This window comes from Streptomyces sp. NPDC050674, from assembly GCF_040654575.1.
In the GTDB taxonomy this organism is placed as follows: domain Bacteria; phylum Actinomycetota; class Actinomycetes; order Streptomycetales; family Streptomycetaceae; genus Streptomyces.
The window spans coordinates 52,886-74,200 of record NZ_JBFAIG010000021.1 but is presented as its reverse complement, the minus strand read 5'-3'; the positions used below and the strand labels follow the sequence as shown (position 1 = coordinate 74,200).

Sequence of the window (21,315 nt, the reverse complement as noted above, 5' to 3'; positions counted from 1 at the left end):
TCAGGCCGAGTCGTTCAGCAGCCTGCTCAGGTGCTCACGCCCCTGCTCCAGGAGGTCCGGCAGCGGCGCCGCCTCCTCGTACCAGCGCTTCTCGTACTCCCAGCAGAGCCAGCCGTCCCAGCCGTGGCGGGAGAGGACCTCGACGCATTCGGCCAGCGGCAGGGCGCCCTGACCGAGGGCCAGGGGGGTCGTGTCGTCGGGAGAGGCGATGTCCTTGACCTGCACGTAGCCGAGGTGGGGGGCGAGCGCCGCGTAGGTCTCGGAGGGCTGTTCGCCGCCGAGCCAGGTGTGCATCACGTCCCAGAGGGCGCCGACCTGGCGGTGGCCGACGAGGCCGAGGATCCGCATCGCGTCGGCGGCGGTTCGGTGCGAGTCGTGGGTTTCCAGGAGGATGCGCACGCCCAGGTCGTTGGCGTGTTCGGCGGCCGTGCCCAGACGCCGGGCGGCCGTCGCGTCGGCCTCCTCGGGGGTCTGGACGTCGAGGTCGCCGCCGGGGAAGACCCGGACGTACGGGGCTCCCAGGTCACGGGCCAGGTCGAGGAGGGCACGGATCTCGGCCAGGACGGGCTCGTCGTCGCCCGGCGCGGCGACCCGTGCGTAGCCCGCCAGGCCGAGGAGCTCTACGCCCGCGCCCTTGAACTCGGCCGCGACGTCCGCCCGTTCGGCGGGGCCGAGGCCGGTGTGGACCGGTTCCTCGGGGTGGGTGCGCAGTTCCACGCCGTGGTAGCCGTGCGTGGTCGCGAGGCGCAGGACGTCGGTCAGGGGCAGGCCAGGGACACCGAGGGTGGAGAACGCCAGCTTCATACGGACGGAATCTACCCGGCACGCCGCCTGCGACTCCCCTCCGTCCCCCGGGTGTTGCGTGAAGATCCGGTCACCGGCCCTGGCCGGTGAGTCCCTCGTCCCGCACGGGCCCGTCACGTCCTCGGGGCGCGGGGCCGGCCGTCGCCCAGGGTCGTCCGGACCGTCCGCGGCGCCTCGGCCCGTCGCGGTCCGGTCCTCGGCTGTGGACGGTGTCCGACATCGCGCCGACCGCTTCGCGGGCCCGCTCGCCGGGCAGGGCGGCGGCCTCCCGGCCCGGCGTGGTGAGTGCGACGCCGCGGTGGCGCGCCGCCCGGGCAGGCGACGGCCGATGAGTTTTGCCGTATCGCGCAGTCGGAAGAGGTGTTCGTGCACGCAGCCGCCCGCGGTGTGCAAGCGTGCACCGACGGAATCCGCCGAGAACCCGACACGAGATACCGAGGAACCCACGATGCGCACTCTGATCAGCACCGCTTTCATCTCGCTCGACGGCGTCGTGGAGGCCCCGGGCGGCGAGCCCGGTTACCGGAACTCCGGGTGGACCTTCAAGAACGTCGAGTTCCTCCCCGAGGCCTTCGAGATCAAGGGCCGGGAGCAGAAGGAGGCCACCGCGATGATGCTGGGCCGCACCAGCTACGAGGCGTTCAGCGCGGTGTGGCCCGACATGGAGGACTTCGCCGACTACAAGGTGATGCCGAAGTACGTCGTCTCCACCACCCTCACCGAGGACGACCTGGTGTCGAACTGGGGCGAGACGACGATCCTGCGCTCGCTCGACGACGTCGCCGCGCTGAAGGAGACCGAGGGCGGCCCGATCATCATCCACGGCAGCGCCTCCCTGAACCAGGCCCTCTCGGACGCCGGCCTGATCGACCGCTACCACCTGCTCGTCTTCCCGCTCCTGCTCGGAGCGGGCAAGCGGCTCTTCAGCGCCACGGACAAGGACACCCAGAAGCTGCGGCTCGTCGAGCACGAGGCCTACGCCAACGGGTTGCAGAAGAACGTCTTCGACGTCGTTCGCTGACCCGGTCCCCGCACCGGTCCCGCCGTCGCGCCCCCCACGCGACCCACGGGACGGGCCTGCCCAGCGAACACGGGATCACAGGAGAACGAGGTGCCCGAGCCGAAGCACGGGCACCGGGAAACCCGGCCGACAAGACCTCCGCACCGCCCCCGCCATCGCGCCCCGCACGCGACCGACCGGACGGGCCCGACCAGCGGACACGGGATCGCAGGCGAACGAGGTGCCCGGCCCGAAGCGGGGGCAAGGAGCACGGGGGCACGCGGCCGGCAGGGCCTTCGCACCCGCCCGCCCTCAGGCTCCGGCCGTCAGGAAGTCCGCGGCACCCCGGAAGACCCCCGCACCATCAACTCCCCCCGTGCCGAGGCGATCCCCCCGGGCGGCGCCTCCTCACGGCCCATCGCGATGCGGCCCGCCCGGGCCCCCGCCTCCGCCAGCGGCAGCCGCACCGTCGTCAGGGACGGCACCGCGTCGATGCTGAACGGCAGATCGTCGAAGCCCGCGACCGACACGTCCTCCGGGATCCGCAGGTTCGAGTCGCGCAGCGCGGCGCACGCGCCCAGCGCGACGGAGTCGTTCGCCGCGACGACCGCCGTCAGGGACGGGTCACGCCGCAGCAGCTCCAGCGTCGCCTCGTAGCCGGACCGCCGGTCGTAGCGCCCGTGCACCGTCCACCGGGGGTCCTCCTCGATGCCGTGCGCGGCCAGCGCGGCCCGGTGCCCTTCGAGGCGGTGCCGCGTGGTGGTCCGCTCCTCGGGGCCGGCGATGTAGCCGAGCCGCCGGTGCCCGAGCCCGATGAGGTGCTCGGTCAGCTCCTGCCCGCCGCCGCGGTTGTCGAAGGTCAGCGCGATCGCCCCGGTGTCCGGCGCCGGGGGGCGGCCGCACAGGACGACCCGGGTCCCGGCGTCCACCAGCTTCCGCACCTTCGCGTCCATGGCCGCCTGGTGCGCCGCGTCCTCGATCGCCCCGCCGGTCAGCACCACCGCCGCCGCGCGCTGCCGTTGCAGCAGCGTGAGGTACGTCAGCTCCCGCTCCGGGGAGCCGCCCGTGTTGCAGACCACCGCCAGTCTCTCCCCGCCCGCACGGCCGCCCGGTCCGCCGATCTCGGCCTGGATCGCGCTCGCCATGATCCCGAAGAACGGGTCGGCGATGTCGTTCACCAGGATTCCGACCAGGTCGGAGGTGGCGGCGGCCAGGGCGCTCGCGGGTCCGTTGAGCACGTAGTCCAGCTCGTCCACGGCCTTCAGCACCCGCTCGCGGGTGGAGGCCGCCACGGGGTAGTTCCCGTTCAGCACGCGCGACACCGTCGCGGGCGAGACCTGCGCGCGGGCCGCCACGTCCGCCAGGGTCACCGTCATCTCGTCGTCCTCCGGTCGCGCATCTCGTCTCCGCCCTCGTACACACCCAGACCACTGGCCATGGTTCCGGGCGGATCAGCAGGTGGACCGCCGGACCCATGGCCATGGTTCCGAGCAGACCTTAAGCCCCCGCCCCCGGGTTGTTCGCCCCCTCGAACAACTCGTCCTGGTCACGGTCTTGTCCGGACCGCGGTTCAGAGGCTAGCTTCTCCCTGTATAGAAAGCGCTTGCTGTCAGCTTCACCAGTCCGCGGCCGGTTCCCCGGGTCGCCTGTGCAGGGTGGGGCGTACGCGGCGCGACGACCGCGTACGAAGGGAACGACGTGACACGCAAAACGGTGCGTATCGCAATGAACGGTGTGACCGGGCGCATGGGTTACCGCCAGCACCTGGTCCGCTCCATCCTCGCCCTCCGCGAGCAGGGCGGCCTCGACCTCGGTGACGGCACCGTGCTGTGGCCCGAGCCGATCCTGGTCGGCCGCCGTGAGCACGCGCTGAAGGCGATGGCCGAGCAGCACGGGCTGGAGCACTGGTCGACGGACGTGGACGCGGTCCTCGCCGACGAGACGGTGGACATCTACTTCGACGCGCAGGTCACCTCCGCCCGCGAGGAGGCGCTGAAGAAGGCCATCGCGGCCGGCAAGCACCTCTACACCGAGAAGCCCACCGCCACCGGTCTCGACGGCGCCCTGGAGCTCGCCCGGCTGGCGAACGAGGCCGGCATCAAGCACGGCGTCGTCCAGGACAAGCTCTTCCTGCCGGGCCTGCTGAAGCTCAAGCGCCTGATCGACGGCGGCTTCTTCGGCCGGATCCTCTCCGTGCGCGGCGAATTCGGCTACTGGGTCTTCGAGGGCGACTGGCAGACCGCCCAGCGCCCCTCCTGGAACTACCGGGCCGAGGACGGCGGCGGCATCGTCGTCGACATGTTCCCGCACTGGGAGTACGTGCTGCACGAGCTGTTCGGCCGCGTGAAGTCCGTCCAGGCCCTCACCGCCACCCACATCCCGCAGCGCTGGGACGAGAACGACAAGCCCTACGACGCCACCGCCGACGACGCCGCCTACGGCATCTTCGAGCTGGAGGGCGGCGCGATCGCACAGATCAACTCCTCCTGGGCCGTGCGCGTCAACCGCGACGAGCTGGTGGAGTTCCAGGTGGACGGCACGGAGGGCTCCGCGGTCGCGGGCCTGCGCAACTGCCGCGTCCAGCACCGCAGCGCCACCCCCAAGCCGGTCTGGAACCCGGACATCCCCGCCACCGAGGTCTTCCGCGACCAGTGGCAGGAGGTCCCGGACAACACCGAGTTCGACAACGGCTTCAAGGCCCAGTGGGAGCTGTTCCTCAAGCACGTCTACGCCGACGCCCCCTACCACTGGGACCTGCTGGCCGGTGCCCGCGGTGTGCAGCTCGCCGAGCTGGGCCTCGCCTCCTCGGCCCAGGGCCGCCGTCTCGACGTGCCGGAGATCTCGCTGTGACCATCCGACTCCCCGGTGCCGACGGGGCGTTGCGGACCTATGAGCCCCGCACCGAGCCCCTGGCCGTCACCCCCGGCACCCCCTTCACCTCCCGCACGGTCTTCTCGGCGGCGCACGTCGTCGCCGACCCGTTCGCGGACGTCTCCCCCGACTCGCCCGCCGCCGTCGACTGGGACGCCACCCTCGCCTTCCGCCGCCACCTGTGGTCCCACGGGCTGGGCGTCGCCGAGGCCATGGACACCGCCCAGCGCGGCATGGGTCTGGACTGGGCGTGCGCGGCGGAACTGATCCGGCGCTCGGCGGCCGAGGCCAAGGCGGTCGGCGGCCGCATCGCCTGCGGTGTGGGCACCGACCAGATCGCCTCCGGGTCGCTCGCGGAGGTCCGCGCGGCCTACGAGGAGCAGCTCGCGGTCGTCGAGGAGTCCGGCGCGCAGGCCATCCTGATGGCGTCGAGGGCGCTGGCCGCGGCGGCCTCCGGGCCCGAGGACTACCTGGAGGTCTACGGCCATCTGCTGCGCCAGGCGACCGAGCCGGTGGTCCTGCACTGGCTGGGCCCGATGTTCGACCCGGCGCTGGAGGGCTACTGGGGCTCGTCCGACCTGGACACGGCGACGGACACCTTCCTCGAGGTCATCGCCGCCCACCCCGACAAGGTCGACGGCATCAAGGTCTCCCTGCTGGACGCCCGGCGCGAGATCGACATCCGCCGCCGGCTCCCGCAGGGCGTGCGCTGCTACACGGGCGACGACTTCAACTACCCCGAGCTGATCGCGGGCGACGAGCAGGGCTTCAGCCACGCGCTGCTCGGCATCTTCGACCCGCTGGGCCCGCTGGCGGCGCAGGCGGTCCGGGTCCTGGACACCGGCGACGTGCCGGGCTTCCGCGCCCTGCTGGACCCCACCGTCGGGCTGTCGCGCCACCTGTTCCAGACGCCGACCCGCTTCTACAAGACGGGCGTGGTCTTCCTGGCCTGGCTGGCGGGCCACCAGGAGCACTTCACGATGGTCGGCGGCCTGCAGTCGGCCCGCTCGCTGCCGCACTTCGCGACGGCGTACGAACTGGCCGACGGGCTGGGGCTGTTCCCGGACCCGAAGCTGGCCGAGGAACGGATGAAGACGCTGCTGAGCGTGTACGGGGTGAACCAGTGAGCGGCGCGCCGGAACGCTTCTCCATCAACCAGATGACGGTGAAGCAGCTGTCCCTGCCGGAACTGGTGGACGGCTGCGCCCGGTTGGGCGTCCGCAACGTCGGGCTCTGGCGCGAGCCGGTGCAGGCGCACGGCCTGGAGGCCACGGCCAAGCTGGTCCGGGAGGCGGGCCTCACGGTGACGACGCTGTGCCGGGGCGGCTTCTTCACCGCGATCGACCCGCGGGAGCGGGCGGAGGCCCTGGCCGACAACCGCCGCGCGATCGACGAGGCGGCGACCCTGGGCACGGACACCCTGGTCCTGGTCTCGGGCGGGCTCCCGGCCGGCTCCAAGGACCTGCGCGGCGCCCGGGAGCGCATCGCGGACGCCCTGGCGGAACTGGGCCCCTACGCGGAGCGGCACGGCGTGCGTCTGGCCATCGAGCCGCTGCACCCCATGTACGCCTCGGACCGCTGTGTGGTGTCGACCCTGGCCCAGGCCCTGGACCTCGCCGAGCGCTTCCCGGCGCACCAGGTCGGCGTCGCGGTCGACACGTACCACATCTGGTGGGACGACACCGCTCCCGCGCAGATCGCCCGGGCGGGCGCGGGCGGCCGCATCCACACCTTCCAGCTCGCCGACTGGACGACGCCCCTCCCTCAGGGCGTCCTCACCGGCCGCGGCCAGATCGGCGACGGGTCGATCGACATGCGGGAGTGGCAGGGGTATGTCGAGGCGGCCGGTTACACCGGCGCCATCGAGGTGGAGCTGTTCAACGACGGTCTGTGGGCCCGGGACGGCCTGGAGGTCCTGGCCGAGACGGCTGCGAGGTTCGCCGAACACACCCGCTGAGCCGTCCTCGCACCGGGCCGCTGCCCCGCCCCGCCTGCCAGGTGGGGCGGGGCAGCGGCATGTCCTGGCCGTGCGGCCGCCGCACGCGCATGCCCTGGCCGGGTGACGGTCGCGGGTCCGGGACGACCGGCACGCGCGTGCGCAGCACCACGGAACCACCGGACAGCGATACACGTCAGCCCGCCCGGTATGCCGGTCGAGGCGCCGTGGCAGTGGCCGTCGGACCGGTGGCTACCGGCGGGGCGGAGGCCACCGGCGGGGCGGAGGGCACCGGCGGGGCGGTGCGGCGCCGGGGCAGAGACGTCAGCGCCACCCCGCCCACCAGCAGCGCCGCCGCGCACCACCGCAGCGGGCTCACCGGTTCGTCCAGGAACAGGAAGGCCGAGGACATGCCGAAGACCGGGACGAGGAGCGAGAAGGGCGCCACCGTGGAGGCGGGGTGGTGGCGCAGGAGGAAACCCCACGCGCCGAAGCCGAAGACCGTGGTGATCCAGGCGACGTAGACGACCGTGCCCGCGCCCTGCCAGTCCAGGGCGCGCAGGGCGGCCAGATCGCGTGCGGGGCCCTCGGTGAGGAGGGAGAGGGCCAGCAGCGGGAGCACCGGGACCGTGCTGACCCAGACCATGAAGTTCAGCGCGTCGGGCGGGGCCGCCTTGCGGGTGAGGACGTTCGACGCGCCCCAGCAGGCCGCCGCCCCGATCACCAGGGCGAACGCGCCGAGCGGACCCGAGGCGCCCTCGTCCACGGCCGCCACGGCGATGCCGGCCAGGGCGATCAGCATGCCCAGCAGACGGACGCGGGAGGGCCGTTCGCCCAGGGTCAGGGCGGCGATCGCCGCGGTGAACACCGCCTGGATCTGCAGCACCAGGGAGGACAGGCCCGCCGGCATGCCCGCGTCCATGCCGACGAAGAGCAGGCCGAACTTGGCCACGCCGAGGACCAGGCCGACCGCCACGATCCACTTCCACGCCACCTTCGGGCGGCCCACGAGGAACACCGCCGGGAGCGCCGCCGCGAGGAAGCGCAGGGCGGAGAAGAGCAAGGGCGGGAAGTGGCCGAGGCCGATCTCGATGACCGTGAAGTTGACGCCCCAGACGGCGGCGACCAGGACGGCGAGAGCGAGGTGTGACGGGCGCATGCCGTGAGCATCGCGCCCCACGACCGTGAAGCACCAGCGATGATCGCTGCATGGTTGGATGAAGCATCGCTAAGCGAAGGCATCGCCGAGCACACCCCAGGGCGACCCGCTCGGCAGATGGGCGACCCGCCCGGCAGAAAGGAGCACCCCGTGCTCGACCTCCAGCGGCTTCGTGCCCTGCACGCCGTCTCCGTGCACGGCACCGTCGGCGCCGCCGCCCTCGCGCTCGGGTACACGCCCTCCGCGGTGTCCCAGCAGATCGCCAAGCTGGAGCGGGAGACCAGGACCGTGCTGCTGGAGCGGGAGGGGCGGGGTGTCCGGCTCACCGACGAGGCCCTCCAACTGGTCGCGGCCGCACAGGAGTTGCTGGCCATCGTGGAGCGCGCGGAGACCGAGCTGGAGGAGCGGCGGGGGCGGCCGGCCGGGCGGCTGACCGTCGCCGCGTTCGCTTCGGCGGCGCGCGGGCTGATGCCGGGCGTGCTGGCCGAGCTGGGCCGCCGCCATCCCGCTCTGGACGCCCGGCTCTGCGAGGTCGACCCGCATCTGTCCGTCGACCTGGTGGCGAAGGGCGCCGTCGACCTCGCCGTCGCCCACGACTGGGACATCGCGCCGCTGCCCGCCCCGCCGGGCCTGGAGCAGGCGGTCATCGGCGACGACCTGTGCGATCTGCTCGTCCCCGAGGGGCACCCCTTCGCCGGGCGGTCGGGCGTACGGCGGGAGGAGCTGGGCGGTGAACGGTGGATCTGCCAGCCCCCGGGGCGGGTCTGCCACGACTGGCTGCTGCGGACGCTGCGCGCGGCCGGGCACGAGCCGGACCTCGTCCACCAGGCCGACGAGAACCCCACCCTCGTCGCCCTGGTCGCGGCCGGGCTCGGCGTCGCGCTCATTCCCCGGCTGGGGCGCGGGCCGCTGCCCGCCGGGGTGGTGGAGGTGCCGCTCGACCCGATGCCGGTGCGGCGGCTGTACGCGCTGTGGCGCACGGGGGCGGCCCGGCGTCCGGCCATCGCGGAGACCGTACGCGTGCTCGGTGAGCAGTGGCCCGGCGCGGCGGCTCATCCGCCCCGCTGAACGCCCGGCGCGGCGGCTCATCCGAACCGTTGAACGCACGGCGCACCACGCGTACCGACTTGCGGAATCACGCGCCGAGCCGGGAACCCGAGGCGGACCGTCCGCGTCCAATCGCAGGCCGCCGGAGAGTCACCACGGTGCGGTGTCGGCCCTCGCCACTGGCTGCGATCGCTGACCACCCTCTCCGCCGTACCGCGGCCGGCGGCCCCGCCGCCATCGGCGCACCCCCCTCCTACGCGCCGATGGCGGCCCCCGGGCGGTCAGGACCGCGCGCTCCCTTGACCGGCAGAAACTTCCCGGATATTGCTGACCTCCTGGAAGTTTCCTTCAGCGGATCCCAGCGGATCACCTCCGGAAGGAGCGCACGTGCACGACACCGGCACGGCAAGCACGGGAAACACCGCACAGCCCTCCAGACGCACCCTCCTCGCCGCCACCGCCGCCACCGCCACCGCCGCCCTCGCGGCCGCCGGGCCCGCGCACGCCGCCCAGGACGACGGCCGGCTGCGGGCCCTCATCTCCCGCATGACGCTCGAGGAGAAGGTCGGCCAGCTCTTCGTGATGCGGGTCTACGGCCACTCCGCCACCGCCCCCGACCAGGCCGACATCGACGCCAACCTCAAGGAGATCGGGGTCCGCACGGCCGCCGAACTGCTGGCGAAGTACCGGGTCGGCGGCATCATCTACTTCGCGTGGGCCCACAACACCCGCGAGCCGCACCAGATCGCCGAGCTGTCCGACGGCATCCAGAGGGCCTCCCTCGGGCTGCCGCGCGGGCTGCCCGTGCTCATCTCCACCGACCAGGAGCACGGGATCGTCGCCCGGGTGGGCAGGCCGGCGACGCTGTTCCCGGGCGCCATGGCCGTCGGGGCGGGCGGGTCGCGGTCCGACGCCCGCACCCTCGGCCGGATCGCGGGCGCCGAGCTGCGGGCCATGGGGATCCGGCAGGACTACTCCCCCGTGGCCGACGTCAACGTCAACCCGGCCAACCCGGTCATCGGCGTACGGTCCTTCGGGGCCGACCCGCGGGCGGTGTCCGCGCTGGTGGCCGCCGAGGTGGCCGGGTACCAGGGGTCCGGGGTCGCCGCCACCGCCAAGCACTTCCCCGGGCACGGGGACACCAACGTCGACAGCCACACCGGCTTCCCCACCATCACGCACAGCCGGGAGCTGTGGGAGCGGCTGGACGCGCCGCCGTTCCGGGCCGCGATCGCCGCCGGCATCGACTCGGTCATGACCGCGCACCTGATGGTCCCGGCCCTCGACGGCTCCGGCGACCCGGCGACCCTGTCGCGCCCGATCCTCACCGGCATCCTGCGCGAACGCCTCGGCTACGACGGGGTCGTGGTCACCGACTCCCTCGGCATGGAGGGCGTGCGGACCAAGTACGGCGACGCCCGGGTGCCGGTGCTCGCGCTGAAGGCGGGCGTGGACCAGCTGCTCAACCCGCCCGACCTCGACCTGGCGTGGAACGCCGTGCTGACCGCCGTGCGCGAGGGGGAGCTCACCGAGGCCCGGCTCGACGAATCGATCCTGCGGGTGCTGCGGCTGAAGGCCGAGCTGGGGCTTTTCCGTTCGCCGTACGTCACACAGGGCGGGGTCGACCGGACCGTGGGCACCCGGGCGCATCGGGCGGCGGCCGACCGGATCGCCGGGCGGACGACCACCCTGCTGGTCAACGAGCGGCGCCTGCTGCCCCTGTCGCGGCGCCGGTACCCCAGGGTGCTGGTGGTCGGGGCGGATCCGGCCTCGCCGACCGGCACGACAGGCCCGCCCACGGGCGTGCTCGCCGGCGCGCTGACCGGGCTGGGCTTCACCGCCACCGCCCTGTCCACCGGCACCGCGCCCTCTGCGGCGACCATCGCCAAGGCCGTCGCGGCGGCGCGGGACGCGGACGCGGTGGTGGCCGCCACCTACAACGTCACGGCGAGCAGCAGCCAGAAGGCGCTGGTGGAACAGCTCGTGGCCACGGGGAGGCCGGTCGTGGCGGTGGCGGTCCGCAACCCGTACGACGTGGCCCACCTGCCGTCCGTACCGGCCTGTCTGGCCGCCTACTCCTGGACCGACGTCGAACTGCGGGCCGCCGCACGGGTGATCGCCGGACGGATCAAGCCACGCGGGAGGCTGCCGGTCGCGGTGCAGCGGGCGGATGATCCGGAGCAGGTGCTGTACCCCATCGGCTACGGACTGTCGTATTAGACGTACGCCACGGACCGGGCGCACCACCCCCAAGGTGCGCAAACCCTCCCATGTGCCTGGCGTGCGCCCGCTACGGCGGGTCACGCTGGGCGGGCACACTCGGGGGGTCGGCGATGCGTGAGAGAAGTGGTGCGGGGGTGGTCGGGGCGCTGTCGGTGCTCTGCGCACTGCTGACGGGATGCCAGAGCCCGTCGGGAGGCGTGGCCGAGGCCGGGGCCGCCAGGACCGCCACGGTGTCGCCGGCACCGGCCCACCCGTCCGGGTACGGGGCGGTGTTCCTCGCGGTAGGCGAGTGCAGTTCCTTCGGGACGACGAGCTTCACCGAGGTGCCGTGCGCCGGTGAACGGGCGGCGGCCCGGGTCGTGGCACGGCACGACGGCACGGTGCGGGACGGGCCGCGCTGCCCGGCGACCACCGACTTCGTGCTCCACATCAGCGAGCAGCGGCCCGGAGCCGACGAGGACGGCGACGGGGCGGTGCCGCAGGGCTACGCCTGCATGCGCAACCTCCAGCCGCCGCACCCCGGCGACCCGGGCGGCGGGGGCGGCCCCCGCACGATCGTCGGCGACTGCGTCTACGGCTCCGGCGACGGGCAGGTCCGTGAGACCGCCTGCGACGGCGAGGGCGAGCACCGGCCCCAGTACAAGGTGACCCGGGCGGTCACCCGCCGGTCCGACTGCCCGGCCCCGACGGCCCTGTACGTCCGGCTGGGCGGGGTCCGGCCCGTGGGGTGCGCCCGGCCGCTGTGAGACGGCCGGGCGCGACGGGCGACGTCCCTTACGGACGCAGCGTCATCTCGCGCTGGACGTCCCGCTTGTCGAGCTTCGCGTCGAACTTCGCCAGCGGCTTGGCCGCCTGCGGGTTCGCCTGCACCGCGCCGGGGGCGACACCGGCCCAGTCGAGGATGCGGGCGGTGGCCAGGGCCTTCTGCTCGGGCACGAGACCCGCGACGTTGGCGCCGTGGTTCATGCCGGGGGCGGTCATGACGTAGGAGTCCTTCGCGCCCTTGCCGACGCGGAACGGCTCCGCGCCCCACGGGTCGTTCTGGCCGTAGACGAACAGCATGTGCCGGGCGTTGTGGCGGACCCAGGTGTCCACGTCCCGCATCGCCGACGGCTGGAACTTCATGGGGATGTCCCGGGGGACGAAGTTGCGCGGCGGCTGGTAGCCGTAGCGGATGTACTGCTTCTCGATGTGCGGGAAGCGGATGGTCGGCGCGCCGAGCTGGGTGCCGGCCTGGTAGTAGTACGGCGTGTAGGTGGACAGGCCCTGGTCGGCGTAGGCGGAGAAGCCGGAGATGGTGTCGACGGAGTCCCAGATCTCCTCGTCGGTGGCGTTCTTGGCGTCGGCCGGGATCTGGTCGCAGTCGGACAGCAGGCTGTACTGCCAGAAGCCCCACACGTAGTCGAGGACGGTCGCCTCGAAGGCCTTGTCCAGGCTGCCGATGGTCTCGAAGGTGAGGCCGTTGTCCTGCGCGTAGGCCGCGTACTTCTTCTCCAGCAGCTCGCGGCGCACCAGCGCCTCGCGCTGCACGCCGTTCAGCCGGGCACGGCACTCCGGGGTGCCCACGCCCGCGAAGAAGCGGTCGTAGGCCGAGTCCTCCTTGTTCACCACGTCGTTGGGGGCGACGTAGGCGACGACACCGTCCATGTCACGCGGGTAGAAGCGCTCGTAGTAGGTGGCGGTCATGCCGCCCTTCGAACCGCCCGTGGAGAGCCACTTCTTGCCGTAGATGCCCTTCAGCGCCTTGAAGACGCGGTGCTGGTCGCTGGCCGCCTGCCAGATGTCCAGCTTGGACCAGTCGGCGGGGGCGGGCCGGGACGGGGTGAAGTAGCGGTACTCCAGGGAGACCTGGTTGCCGTCCACGATCTGGGTGGGCTCGCTGCGGCGGGGCGTCGTTGAGACGTTGTAGCCGCTGGTGAAGAACACCGTCGGGCGCGAGACGTCCTTGTGCAGCACGGTGATGCGCTGCTGGAACGTGCCCTTCGAGGGCTTGTGGTGGTCGATCGGCTGCGTGTAGTTCAGGACGAAGAAGCGGTAGCCGGTGTACGGCTTCTCCTCGACCAGGCTCATGCCCGGAATGGAGAGCAGCCTCTCCTTGATGTCGGTGGTGCCGGCGGCGTCGGCGGCGGTGGCCGCTCCCGCCGTGCCCAGTGTGCCTATGAGCACCGTGAGCGCCAGCAGCCATCTGAGCGCCTTGCGCATGCGCACTCCCCTGTGAGACAGATGTGCGCCGGAAGCTAGCCCACCAACTCCCCCGAGCACCAGGGGACATAGGGAAAACCCTGTGTGCGCCTGCCTATGGGTGTGCGTCGAGACGCACGAGCGCGCCGATCTCCACGAGTTGGTCCGGCAATGCCAAGTCGGAGACACCCATGACCGTGCTGGCGGGCCGGTGCTCCCCGAAGTACTCGGCGTGAAGGCGCGCTGTCGTCCAGATTCTCCAGCGTGGTGCGGATCTGCGCTTCGAAGTCGCCTGCGCCCACGAAGTTGCCGTCACGGTCATGGGACAGCTGCCCACACGTAGACCGTGTCACCGACCTGGGTGGCCTGACTGTAGCCGTACAGCGACTCCCACGGCATACCGAAACCGAATGCCTTCATCGGAGAACCCATGACGTCCGGCAGCGAAGTCGGTGTGTTCTCCGCGCGCACCGAGTCGAGTCGTGCGTCAGCACATGATCCAGCCCGAGGTGAGCTTCCCCCGGCCGACCTGCCCCTTGAGCCAGACGCAGCGGCGCCCGGCGTGCACGGTGACCGGGCCCGCGTGACGGGCGTACTGGCCCGCGTCGACGACGGGCCGGTTGCCCCGCGCCTGCACGCTCACGGACATCGTGCGCTTGGCGCCGCGCCACTTCGGGAGGGTCACGGCGCACACGTAGCCGCCGCGCTTGTAGACGAGCACCGTCCCGGTGGAGAAGGGCAGGGTGCGGACCTTGCGCCCCGGGCACAGCGCGGTGGTGGCGGCCTGCGCCTCGCCCGGCACCGCGACGGCGAGCAGCCCGGAGGCGGTGAGCACGGTCAGCCCGAGCGCGAGCCGCCGGCGTATCGCTCCACTGTCCACTGGTCGTCCTCCCGTACCGCGTCGTCCGCGACCATCGTCGTACGCGAGTACGGACGCATGACGTATGTCGGACGGTTGCGCGGACGTCACGAAGACGCGGCACGGGGTGTGTCAGCGGGACACGCCGACCGGCTCCTCCGGCTCGGCGGCGCCGACGAACGTCCGCCACAGCTCGGCGTACCGCCCGCCGCCGGCGAGCAGCTCCTCGTGCGTGCCGTCCTCGGCGACCCGGCCGTGGTCCATGACGACGACCCGGTCGGCGCGGGCGGCCGTGGTGAGGCGGTGGGCGACGACCAGGGTGGTGCGGCGGCCCGCGATGCGGTCGGTGGCCTGGTTGACCTGGGCCTCCGTGGCCAGGTCGAGGGCGGCCGTGGCCTCGTCGAGCAGCAGCACGTCCGGGTCGACCAGCTCGGCGCGGGCCAGCGCGATCAGCTGGCGCTGCCCGGCGGACAGGTTGCGCCCCCGCTCGGCGACCTCGTGGAGGTAGCCGCCCTCCAGGGTGGCGATCATGTCGTGCGCGCCGACCGCCCGGGCCGCCGCCTCGACCTCGGCGTCGGTGGCGTCGGGACGGCCGTAGGCGATGGCGTCACGGACCGTGCCCTGGAAGAGGTACGCCTCCTGCGGGACGACACCGAGACGGTGCCGGTACGAGGTGAGGTCCAGCTCCCGCAGGTCGGTCCCGTCGACGGTGACACGGCCCCCGGTCGGGTCGTAGAAGCGGGCGACGAGCTTGACGAGGGTGGACTTGCCGGCGCCGGTCTCGCCGACGAACGCGACGGTCTGCCCGGCGGGAATGCGCAGGTCGACCCCGCCCAGGGCTTCCTCGTCATCGCCATAAGCGAAGTGCACGTCCTCGAAGGCGATCTCACCGCGCAACGAGGTGACCTCGACCGGTTCGGCGGCGGACTTCGTCGAGGTCGGCTCCCGCAGCAGCTCCTGGATGCGGCCCAGCGAGACGGTCGCCTGCTGGTAGCCGTCGAAGACCTGGGAGAGCTGCTGCACGGGCGCGAAGAACAGGTCGATGTAGAGCAGGTAGGCCACCAGCGACCCGATCGCCAGCGTCCCGTCGTCGACCCGGGCCCCGCCCACGATCAGCACGGCCGCGGCGGCCACCGACGACAGGAACTGCACGAACGGGAAGTACACGGAGATCAGCCACTGGCCCCGGATACGGGCCTGGCGGTAGTCGGCGCTGCGCTCGGCGAACCGCCGCCCGCCGTCCCGCTCGCGCCGGAAGGCCTGCACGATCCGCAGCCCGGACACCGACTCCTGAAGGTCGGCGTTGACGACCGACACGCGCTCGCGGGCCAGCTCGTACGCCTTCACGCTCGCCCGGCGGAAGAAGTACGTGGCGATGATCAGCGGCGGCAGCGTCGCGAAGACGACCAGCGCCAGCTGCACGTCGAGGACCAGCAGCGCGACCATGATGCCGAAGAAGGTGACGACCGAGACGAAGGCCGTGACCAGACCCGTCTGGAGGAACGTGGACAGCGCGTCGACGTCGGTCGTCATCCGGGTCATGATCCGCCCGGTCAGCTCCCGCTCGTAGTAGTCGAGCCCGAGGCGCTGGAGCTGGGAGAAGATCTTGAGCCGGAGCGAGTACAGCACGCGCTCGCCGGTGCGGCCGGTCATCCGGGTCTCGCCGACCTGGGCCGCCCACTGCACCGCGACCGTCCCCAGCCCCAGCAGGGCCGCCGCCCACACCGCGCCGAGAGCGGCCTGGGTGACGCCGGAGTCGATGCCGTGCCGGATCAGCACGGGCAGCAGCAGGCCCATGCCCGCGTCGGTGGCGACCAGGGCGAGGCTGACCAGCAGCGGAAGTCCGAAGCCGCGCAGCAGGCGGCGCAGACCGTAGGAGTCCTCCGGCCGGACCGCCCGCGCCTCGTCGATGTCCGGGAGGTCGGTGGCCGGGGGCAGCGCCTCGACCTGGGCGAGCAGCTCGGGGGAGGCGGGGCTCTCGGCGAGCGCGGTGTCCTTGCGCTCGCGGTCACCGCTCCACAGCCGCGGGGTGACCCCGCGCTCGGCGTCGAACTCGGCGTCGAGCTCGTCGCGTACGGAGGTGTCCTCCTGGGGGGAAGCGGGCTGGACGTGCCCCGGGGAGACGGCGCCCAGTTCGTCCGGGTCGGTGAGCAGGCGCCGGTAGAGGGCCGAGCGGTGCTGGAGTTCCTCGTGGGTGCCGATGTCGGCGAGGCGGCCGCCGTCCAGGACGGCGATGCGGTCGGCGAGGTTCAGCGTGGAGCGGCGGTGGGCGATCAGCAGGGTCGTGCGGCCCCGCATGACGCCCTTCAGGGCCTCGTGGATCTCGTGCTCGACGCGGGCGTCCACGGCCGAGGTGGCGTCGTCCAGGACCAGCAGGCGCGGGTCGCTGAGGATGGCGCGGGCCAGGGCGACGCGCTGGCGCTGACCGCCGGACAGGGTGAGGCCGTGCTCGCCGACGGTGGTGTCGTAGCCGTCGGGCAGGTCGGCGATGAACCGGTCCGCCTGGGCGGCCCGGGCCGCCTTCTCGATCTCCTCCTGGGTGGCGTCCGGGCGGCCGTAGGCGATGTTGTTGCGGACGGTGTCGGAGAAGAGGAACGAGTCCTCCGGGACCAGACCGATCGCCGCCCGCAGCGACCGCAGGCTCAGCTCGCGCACGTCGTGGCCGCCGACGAGCACGGCTCCGCGGGTGACGTCGTAGAAGCGCGGCAGCAGCAGGGAGACCGTGGACTTGCCGGAGCCGGAGGAGCCGACGACGGCGAGGGTCTCGCCGGGACGGATCTCGAAGGACAGTCCGTCGAGGACCGGGCGGTCGTCGTCGTAGCCGAAGGAGACGTCGTCGAACTCGACCGTCGCGGGGGCGTCGGCGGGCAGGTCCTTGCGGCCGTCCTCGATCGACGGCTCGGTGTCGATCAGCTCGAGCACGCGCTCCGTGCCGGCACGGGCCTGCTGGCCGACGGTGAGGACCACCGCGAGCATGCGGACCGGGCCGACCAGCTGGGCGAGGTAGGTGGAGAACGCGACGAACGTGCCGAGCGTGATGTGCCCGCGCACCGCCAGCCAGCCGCCGAGGGCCAGCATCGCGACCTGGCCGAGGGCGGGGACGGCCTGGAGGGCCGGGGTGTAGACCGAGTTCAGACGGATGGTGCGCAGCCGGCCGGCGAAGAGCCTGCGGCCGACCTCCCGGAGCTTGCCGGTCTCCTGCTCCTCCTGCCCGAAGCCCTTCACCACGCGTACGCCGCTGACGGCGCCGTCGACCACGCCCGCGACGGCGGCGGCCTGGGCCTGGGCGTACCAGGTGGAGGGGTGCAGACGGGTGCGGCTGCGCTTGGCGATCCACCAGATGGCGGGCGCCACGGCCAGGGCGACCAGGGTCAGCGGCACGGACAGCCACGCCATGACGACCAGGGAGATCAGGAACAGCGCGAAGTTCCCGATGGTCATCGGGAGCATGAAGAGCAGGCCCTGGATCAGCTGGAGATCGCTGGTGGCACGGCCGACGACCTGGCCGGTGGACAGCTCGTCCTGACGCCGGCCGTCCAGCCGGGTGATCGTGTCGTACATCTCCGTCCGCAGGTCGTGCTGGACGTCGAGGGCGAGGCGGCCGCCGTAGTAGCGGCGGACGTAGGTCAGCACGTAGACGATCAGCGCGGCGGCGATGAGCAGCCCGGCCCAGGTGGTCATGTCCCTGGTGTGTCCGCCGATGACGTCGTCGATGATCACCTTGGTGATCAGTGGGACCAGGGCCATCACGGCCATGCCGGCCAGCGACGAGCCGAGGGCCAGTACGACGTCCTTCGGGTGGCGCCACGCATAGGCCCACAGCCGCCGTGCCCATCCCCGTTGCGGTGTCACACCGGTGCCTTCCATCCGTCCTGAGCTGCCGGAAGGCACCAACGCGATCGGGGGCGGATTTCATCCCGCGGTAACAGTTGCCGCTGGTTTTCCGGGTGGGACCGGGCCGGCGGTCCCGCCCGTCAGCCGGCCGCCAGGTCCTTGTGGATGACCTTGGCCACGGCCTGGATGGTGGCGATGCCGTAGTTCATCGTGCTGTTGCCGTGGGTGAGCACCGTCATCACGTAGTCGTGGCCGCCGCCCTTGAACGCGCCGACGCTGTGCACCCGCCAGCCGTTGGTGGAGCGTTGCAGCCAGCCGTTCTTGACGGCCACGGTGACGCCCGCGGGCACTCCGTACGGCGTGCCCCAGCGCTGGGAGGAGACGACCTGGCCCATCAGCTTGAGGATGTAGGTCCGGGAGTTGTCGCTCAGGACCGCGTTCTTGGCGGTGAGGAGCTTCAGCAGCTTCTGCTCGTCGTTGACGGTGATCTGGGTCAGGCCCCAGTAGCCGTTCGCTCCGGGCTTGGTCTGCGTCATGCCGGCGGCCGCGAGGAAGTTCTTGATCTTCGTCATGCCGAGCTGCTTCCACAGGGTGGAGGTCGCCGCGTTGTCCGACTTGGTGATCATCGCCTTGGCGAGGGTGTTCTCGCGGTCGGTGAGGTACCGGTTCGATTTCTTCGCGTCCCACAGCAGCGTGGCGAGGACGGTGACCTTGACGACGCTGGCCGAGTCGTAGGCGGAGCTCGCGCGCAGGGTGCAGGTGGTGTTGGTGCTGCGGTCGTGGAGGCCGACGGCGACCGTGCCCTTGCGGGTGGCGAGCGCGGCGGTGATGTCCTTCTTCAGCTTGGTGGCGAGCCCGGCGTCGGCGGACGTGCAGGTCACGGCCGGAGGGGCGGCGGCGGCAGGCGTGGCGGCGGCGACGAGCGGCACGAGGACGCCCGTACCCACGGCCACGGCGAGCACTCTCGCGCGGCGGGATATCCCAGAAGTCATGCATCACATGACTCCCGGGCACGGGCGAATGGTTGTAGGACAGGGGAAGGCTTGTACGAGTCGTTATCGGAGGCCGGCCGGTTTCACAGGCGGCGGCCAGGTCCGGCACAGCGGCCTCCCATCGGGGATGCCCACCCTGCTCGGGTGACATCTGCCACCGAAACCCGGCTCCGCGCCGCCGAGCCCCCTGCGGTCCCGCCCGAGGACACCGCCGCCGCTCCGCGCTGGTCCCTGCCCGCGCTGCTCGCGATCCTCGCCCTGGCGGCGGTGCTCTACTCCTGGAACCTGTCCGGATCCGGCCTCAACAGCTTCTACAGCGCCGCCGTGCTGAGCGGCACGGAGAGCTGGAAGGCCTGGTTCTTCGGCTCGTTGGACGCCGGGAACTTCCTCACCGTCGACAAGCCGCCGCTCGCGCTGATGGTCATGGGTCTGTCCTGCCGGGTCTTCGGGTACGGCACCTGGCAGATGATGGCGCCGATGATCACGGCCGCCCTGGGCACCATCTGGATCCTGCACTCCTGCGTGAAGCGGGTGTCCGGACACGCGGCGGCGGCCGTGGCGGCCCTCGTGCTGGCCCTCACCCCGATCACGGTCGCCATCAACCGGGACAACAACCCCGACACCCTGCTGGTGTTCCTGATGGTGGCCGGTGCGGCTCTCGCCCTGCGCGCGACACGTGAGGGACGGCTGCTGCCGCTGCTCGGCTCGGCGGCCTGCTTCGGGCTCGCCTTCAACACCAAGATGCTCCAGGGTTACATCGCGCTGCCCGCCGTGTTCCTGGTCTACCTGTTCGCGGCGCGGCCGGCGGTGGTGAAGCGGATCGTGAACCTGTGCCTCGCCACGGTGGTGCTGGCCGTCTCCAGCTTCTGGTGGGCCGCGGCCGTGTCCCTGGTCCCGGCCTCGGAGCGGCCGTACATCGGCGGTTCGACGGACGGCACCGCCTGGAACCTGATCATGGGCTACAACGGCCTCGGCCGGATCCTCGGAGGCGAGGGCAACGGCGGGGGCGGAGGCGGAGGCTTCTCCGGTGCCGCGGGCCTCGGCCGGATGTTCAACGACGTTCTCGGCGGCCAGATCTCCTGGCTGATCCCCTTCGCGGGCATCGCGCTCGCCGGCGGTCTGGTGCTGTGCGGCCGGGCCCCGCGCACGGACCTCACCCGGGCCGCGCTGCTGCTGTGGGGCGGCTGGACCGTCCTGCACTACCTGACCTTCGCCCTGGCCGAGGGCACCATGCACCCGTACTACACGACCGCGCTCGCCCCGGGCGTCGCGGCGCTGTGCGGGGGCGGCGGAGTGCTGCTGCTGCGGGCGTTCCGCACCGACCGGCGGTGGGTGTGGGTACTGCCCCTCGCGCTGGGCGTCACGGCCGTCTGGGCGGCGGTGCTGCTGCGCCGGGCCTCCGGCTGGAACACCTGGCTCTGGCCGTCCGTCCTGGTCGTCATGGCACTGGCCGTCGTGGGCCTGCTCGTCTTCCGCTCCGGCGGCTCGGCACGGCGGCTGCGGCTGCTGGCGGTGTCGGTGGCGGCCGCCGTGGTCGCGGCGGTGGCGGGTCCGGCCGCATACGCCTGGTCGGTTCCGTCGTCCGGCGCGGGCGGTGGCATGGGCGGTACGAACCCGACGGCGGGGCCGACCACGGGCAGCGGGTTCGGCGGCCCGGGCGGCGGGGGCGGCAGGGGGATGCCGGGTGGGGGCGGCCGAGGGGGCGACTCCCAGGCCGGCGGGGGCTTGCCGGGCGGTGGGGGCTCCCAGGCCGGTGGGGGCTTGCCGGGGGGCGGGGACTTCCCGGGTGGCGGGATGCCTCCTGGCGGGCAGAGTGGGCAGGCTCCCGGTGGGGCCGGCGGCTCCGGCGGCACGCCCCCGAGCGGCACCGGCACCGGCTCCAGCACCGGTGGCGGAGGCATGGCCGGTGGAGGCATAGGCGGCGGCATGGGCGGCGGTGCGAGCAGTGAGCTGATCGCCTACCTGAAGAAGCACCAGGACGGCGCCACGTGGCTGCTGGCGGTGCCGAGTTCGCAGGGTGCCGCCCAGTTGATCCTCAGCAGCGGGGAGCCCGTCATCTCCATGTGGGGCTGGTCCGGCAGCGACAAGGCGATGACGCTCGCCAAGCTCAAGGAGCTGGTGAGGCAGGGCGAACTGCACTACATCCAGCTCGGCGGCGGCCCGGGCGGCGGCTCCGGCGTCAGTTCCGAGGTCACGGCGTGGGTGCGCAAGCACGGCACGGCCGTGAAGGAGAGCGCCTACGGCGGGACTTCCGGCTCTGGATCCTCGACGCGGTCGAGCCGATCGAGCCAGTCGAACCCGTCGAGCCGGTCCGGTCAGTCGGCGGTCTACCGTCTCGACCCGTCCGACGTCAGCTGATCCCCATAACCCCGCACGATCGAACGGCCCCCGACTTCCAGGTCCGGGGCC

15 protein-coding genes and 1 pseudogene are annotated in these 21,315 nt (G+C 72.5%); 8 read left to right on the top strand and 8 right to left on the bottom strand.

The features are described from left to right. Complete coding sequence (locus AB0I06_RS29250; RefSeq protein ID WP_363121831.1) at window positions 1-804, bottom strand: sugar phosphate isomerase/epimerase family protein; 804 nt, start codon at window positions 802-804, stop codon at window positions 1-3. 448 nt (window positions 805-1,252) lie between these two features. Between AB0I06_RS29250 and AB0I06_RS29245 the strand changes: the two genes are divergently transcribed. Continuing rightward, window positions 1,253-1,825, top strand: coding sequence for a dihydrofolate reductase family protein (locus AB0I06_RS29245; RefSeq protein ID WP_363121830.1), 573 nt, complete (start codon window positions 1,253-1,255; stop codon window positions 1,823-1,825). Window positions 1,826-2,130: 305 nt separating this feature from the next. On the opposite strand, the gene AB0I06_RS29240 is transcribed toward AB0I06_RS29245, so the two are convergent. Continuing rightward, complete coding sequence (locus tag AB0I06_RS29240) at window positions 2,131-3,180, bottom strand: LacI family DNA-binding transcriptional regulator (protein WP_363121829.1); 1,050 nt, start codon at window positions 3,178-3,180, stop codon at window positions 2,131-2,133. 322 nt (window positions 3,181-3,502) lie between these two features. Between AB0I06_RS29240 and AB0I06_RS29235 the strand changes: the two genes are divergently transcribed. The 3 genes from AB0I06_RS29235 to AB0I06_RS29225 are packed head-to-tail and all read left to right on the top strand — an operon-like array spanning window position 3,503 to window position 6,632. Continuing rightward, window positions 3,503-4,654: a Gfo/Idh/MocA family oxidoreductase gene (locus AB0I06_RS29235; protein WP_363121828.1), complete on the top strand. Its 1,152-nt coding sequence runs from the start codon at window positions 3,503-3,505 to the stop codon at window positions 4,652-4,654. Then, the gene (locus tag AB0I06_RS29230; protein ID WP_363121827.1) at window positions 4,651-5,802 is read left to right on the top strand and encodes a dihydrodipicolinate synthase family protein; all 1,152 of its coding nucleotides are present in this window, start codon (window positions 4,651-4,653) and stop codon (window positions 5,800-5,802) included. The genes AB0I06_RS29235 and AB0I06_RS29230 overlap by 4 nt, the downstream gene beginning before the upstream one ends. A 32-nt stretch (window positions 5,803-5,834) precedes the next feature. Next, the gene (locus AB0I06_RS29225) at window positions 5,835-6,632 is read left to right on the top strand and encodes a sugar phosphate isomerase/epimerase family protein (RefSeq protein ID WP_363121881.1); all 798 of its coding nucleotides are present in this window, start codon (window positions 5,835-5,837) and stop codon (window positions 6,630-6,632) included. A gap of 175 nt (window positions 6,633-6,807) precedes the next feature. Here AB0I06_RS29225 and AB0I06_RS29220 read toward each other — a convergent pair whose 3' ends face one another. Further along, complete coding sequence (locus AB0I06_RS29220) at window positions 6,808-7,770, bottom strand: EamA family transporter (RefSeq protein ID WP_363121826.1); 963 nt, start codon at window positions 7,768-7,770, stop codon at window positions 6,808-6,810. A gap of 150 nt (window positions 7,771-7,920) precedes the next feature. Here AB0I06_RS29220 and AB0I06_RS29215 point away from each other — a divergent pair, with 150 nt between their 5' ends. The 3 genes from AB0I06_RS29215 (at window position 7,921) to AB0I06_RS29205 (ending at window position 11,786) form a co-directional block, all read left to right on the top strand. Beyond that, complete coding sequence (locus AB0I06_RS29215) at window positions 7,921-8,838, top strand: LysR family transcriptional regulator (RefSeq protein ID WP_363121825.1); 918 nt, start codon at window positions 7,921-7,923, stop codon at window positions 8,836-8,838. 366 nt (window positions 8,839-9,204) lie between these two features. Beyond that, window positions 9,205-11,037 carry a glycoside hydrolase family 3 N-terminal domain-containing protein gene (locus AB0I06_RS29210; protein WP_363121824.1) on the top strand — a complete coding sequence of 611 codons (1,833 nt, stop codon included), beginning with the start codon at window positions 9,205-9,207 and terminating at the stop codon, window positions 11,035-11,037. 113 nt (window positions 11,038-11,150) lie between these two features. Further along, window positions 11,151-11,786, top strand: coding sequence for a hypothetical protein (locus tag AB0I06_RS29205; RefSeq protein ID WP_363121823.1), 636 nt, complete (start codon window positions 11,151-11,153; stop codon window positions 11,784-11,786). Window positions 11,787-11,814: 28 nt separating this feature from the next. Here the strand turns inward: AB0I06_RS29205 and AB0I06_RS29200 are convergent, their stop codons facing one another. The 5 genes and pseudogenes from AB0I06_RS29200 to AB0I06_RS29180 form a co-directional block, all read right to left on the bottom strand. Then, window positions 11,815-13,242 carry a S28 family serine protease gene (locus AB0I06_RS29200; RefSeq protein ID WP_363121822.1) on the bottom strand — a complete coding sequence of 476 codons (1,428 nt, stop codon included), beginning with the start codon at window positions 13,240-13,242 and terminating at the stop codon, window positions 11,815-11,817. Between the two features lie 94 nt (window positions 13,243-13,336). Further along, window positions 13,337-13,653: pseudogene (locus AB0I06_RS29195) on the bottom strand (Rid family hydrolase). Between the two features lie 55 nt (window positions 13,654-13,708). Beyond that, window positions 13,709-14,101 (bottom strand): hypothetical protein, encoded by a 393-nt coding sequence (locus AB0I06_RS29190; protein WP_363121821.1) that lies wholly within the window; start codon window positions 14,099-14,101, stop codon window positions 13,709-13,711. Between the two features lie 111 nt (window positions 14,102-14,212). Further along, window positions 14,213-17,932 (bottom strand): ABC transporter ATP-binding protein, encoded by a 3,720-nt coding sequence (locus AB0I06_RS29185; protein ID WP_363121820.1) that lies wholly within the window; start codon window positions 17,930-17,932, stop codon window positions 14,213-14,215. 122 nt (window positions 17,933-18,054) lie between these two features. Then, window positions 18,055-18,906, bottom strand: coding sequence for a serine hydrolase (locus AB0I06_RS29180; protein WP_363121819.1), 852 nt, complete (start codon window positions 18,904-18,906; stop codon window positions 18,055-18,057). A 231-nt stretch (window positions 18,907-19,137) separates the two neighbouring features. Between AB0I06_RS29180 and AB0I06_RS29175 the strand changes: the two genes are divergently transcribed. After that, window positions 19,138-21,264, top strand: a complete 2,127-nt coding sequence (locus AB0I06_RS29175) for a glycosyltransferase family 39 protein (RefSeq protein WP_363121880.1) — start codon at window positions 19,138-19,140, stop codon at window positions 21,262-21,264. Window positions 21,265-21,315: the final 51 nt, after the last annotated feature.

Coding starts and splice junctions, on each gene's coding strand:
- AB0I06_RS29250 (WP_363121831.1), bottom strand. CDS start 804: ATGAAGCTGGCGTTCTCCACCCTCGGTGTCCCTGGCCTGCCCCTGACC.
- AB0I06_RS29245 (WP_363121830.1), top strand. CDS start 1,253: ATGCGCACTCTGATCAGCACCGCTTTCATCTCGCTCGACGGCGTCGTG.
- AB0I06_RS29240 (WP_363121829.1), bottom strand. CDS start 3,180: ATGACGGTGACCCTGGCGGACGTGGCGGCCCGCGCGCAGGTCTCGCCC.
- AB0I06_RS29225 (WP_363121881.1), top strand. CDS start 5,835: ATGACGGTGAAGCAGCTGTCCCTGCCGGAACTGGTGGACGGCTGCGCC.
- AB0I06_RS29220 (WP_363121826.1), bottom strand. CDS start 7,770: ATGCGCCCGTCACACCTCGCTCTCGCCGTCCTGGTCGCCGCCGTCTGG.
- AB0I06_RS29205 (WP_363121823.1), top strand. CDS start 11,151: ATGCGTGAGAGAAGTGGTGCGGGGGTGGTCGGGGCGCTGTCGGTGCTC.
- AB0I06_RS29200 (WP_363121822.1), bottom strand. CDS start 13,242: ATGCGCAAGGCGCTCAGATGGCTGCTGGCGCTCACGGTGCTCATAGGC.
- AB0I06_RS29180 (WP_363121819.1), bottom strand. CDS start 18,906: ATGACTTCTGGGATATCCCGCCGCGCGAGAGTGCTCGCCGTGGCCGTG.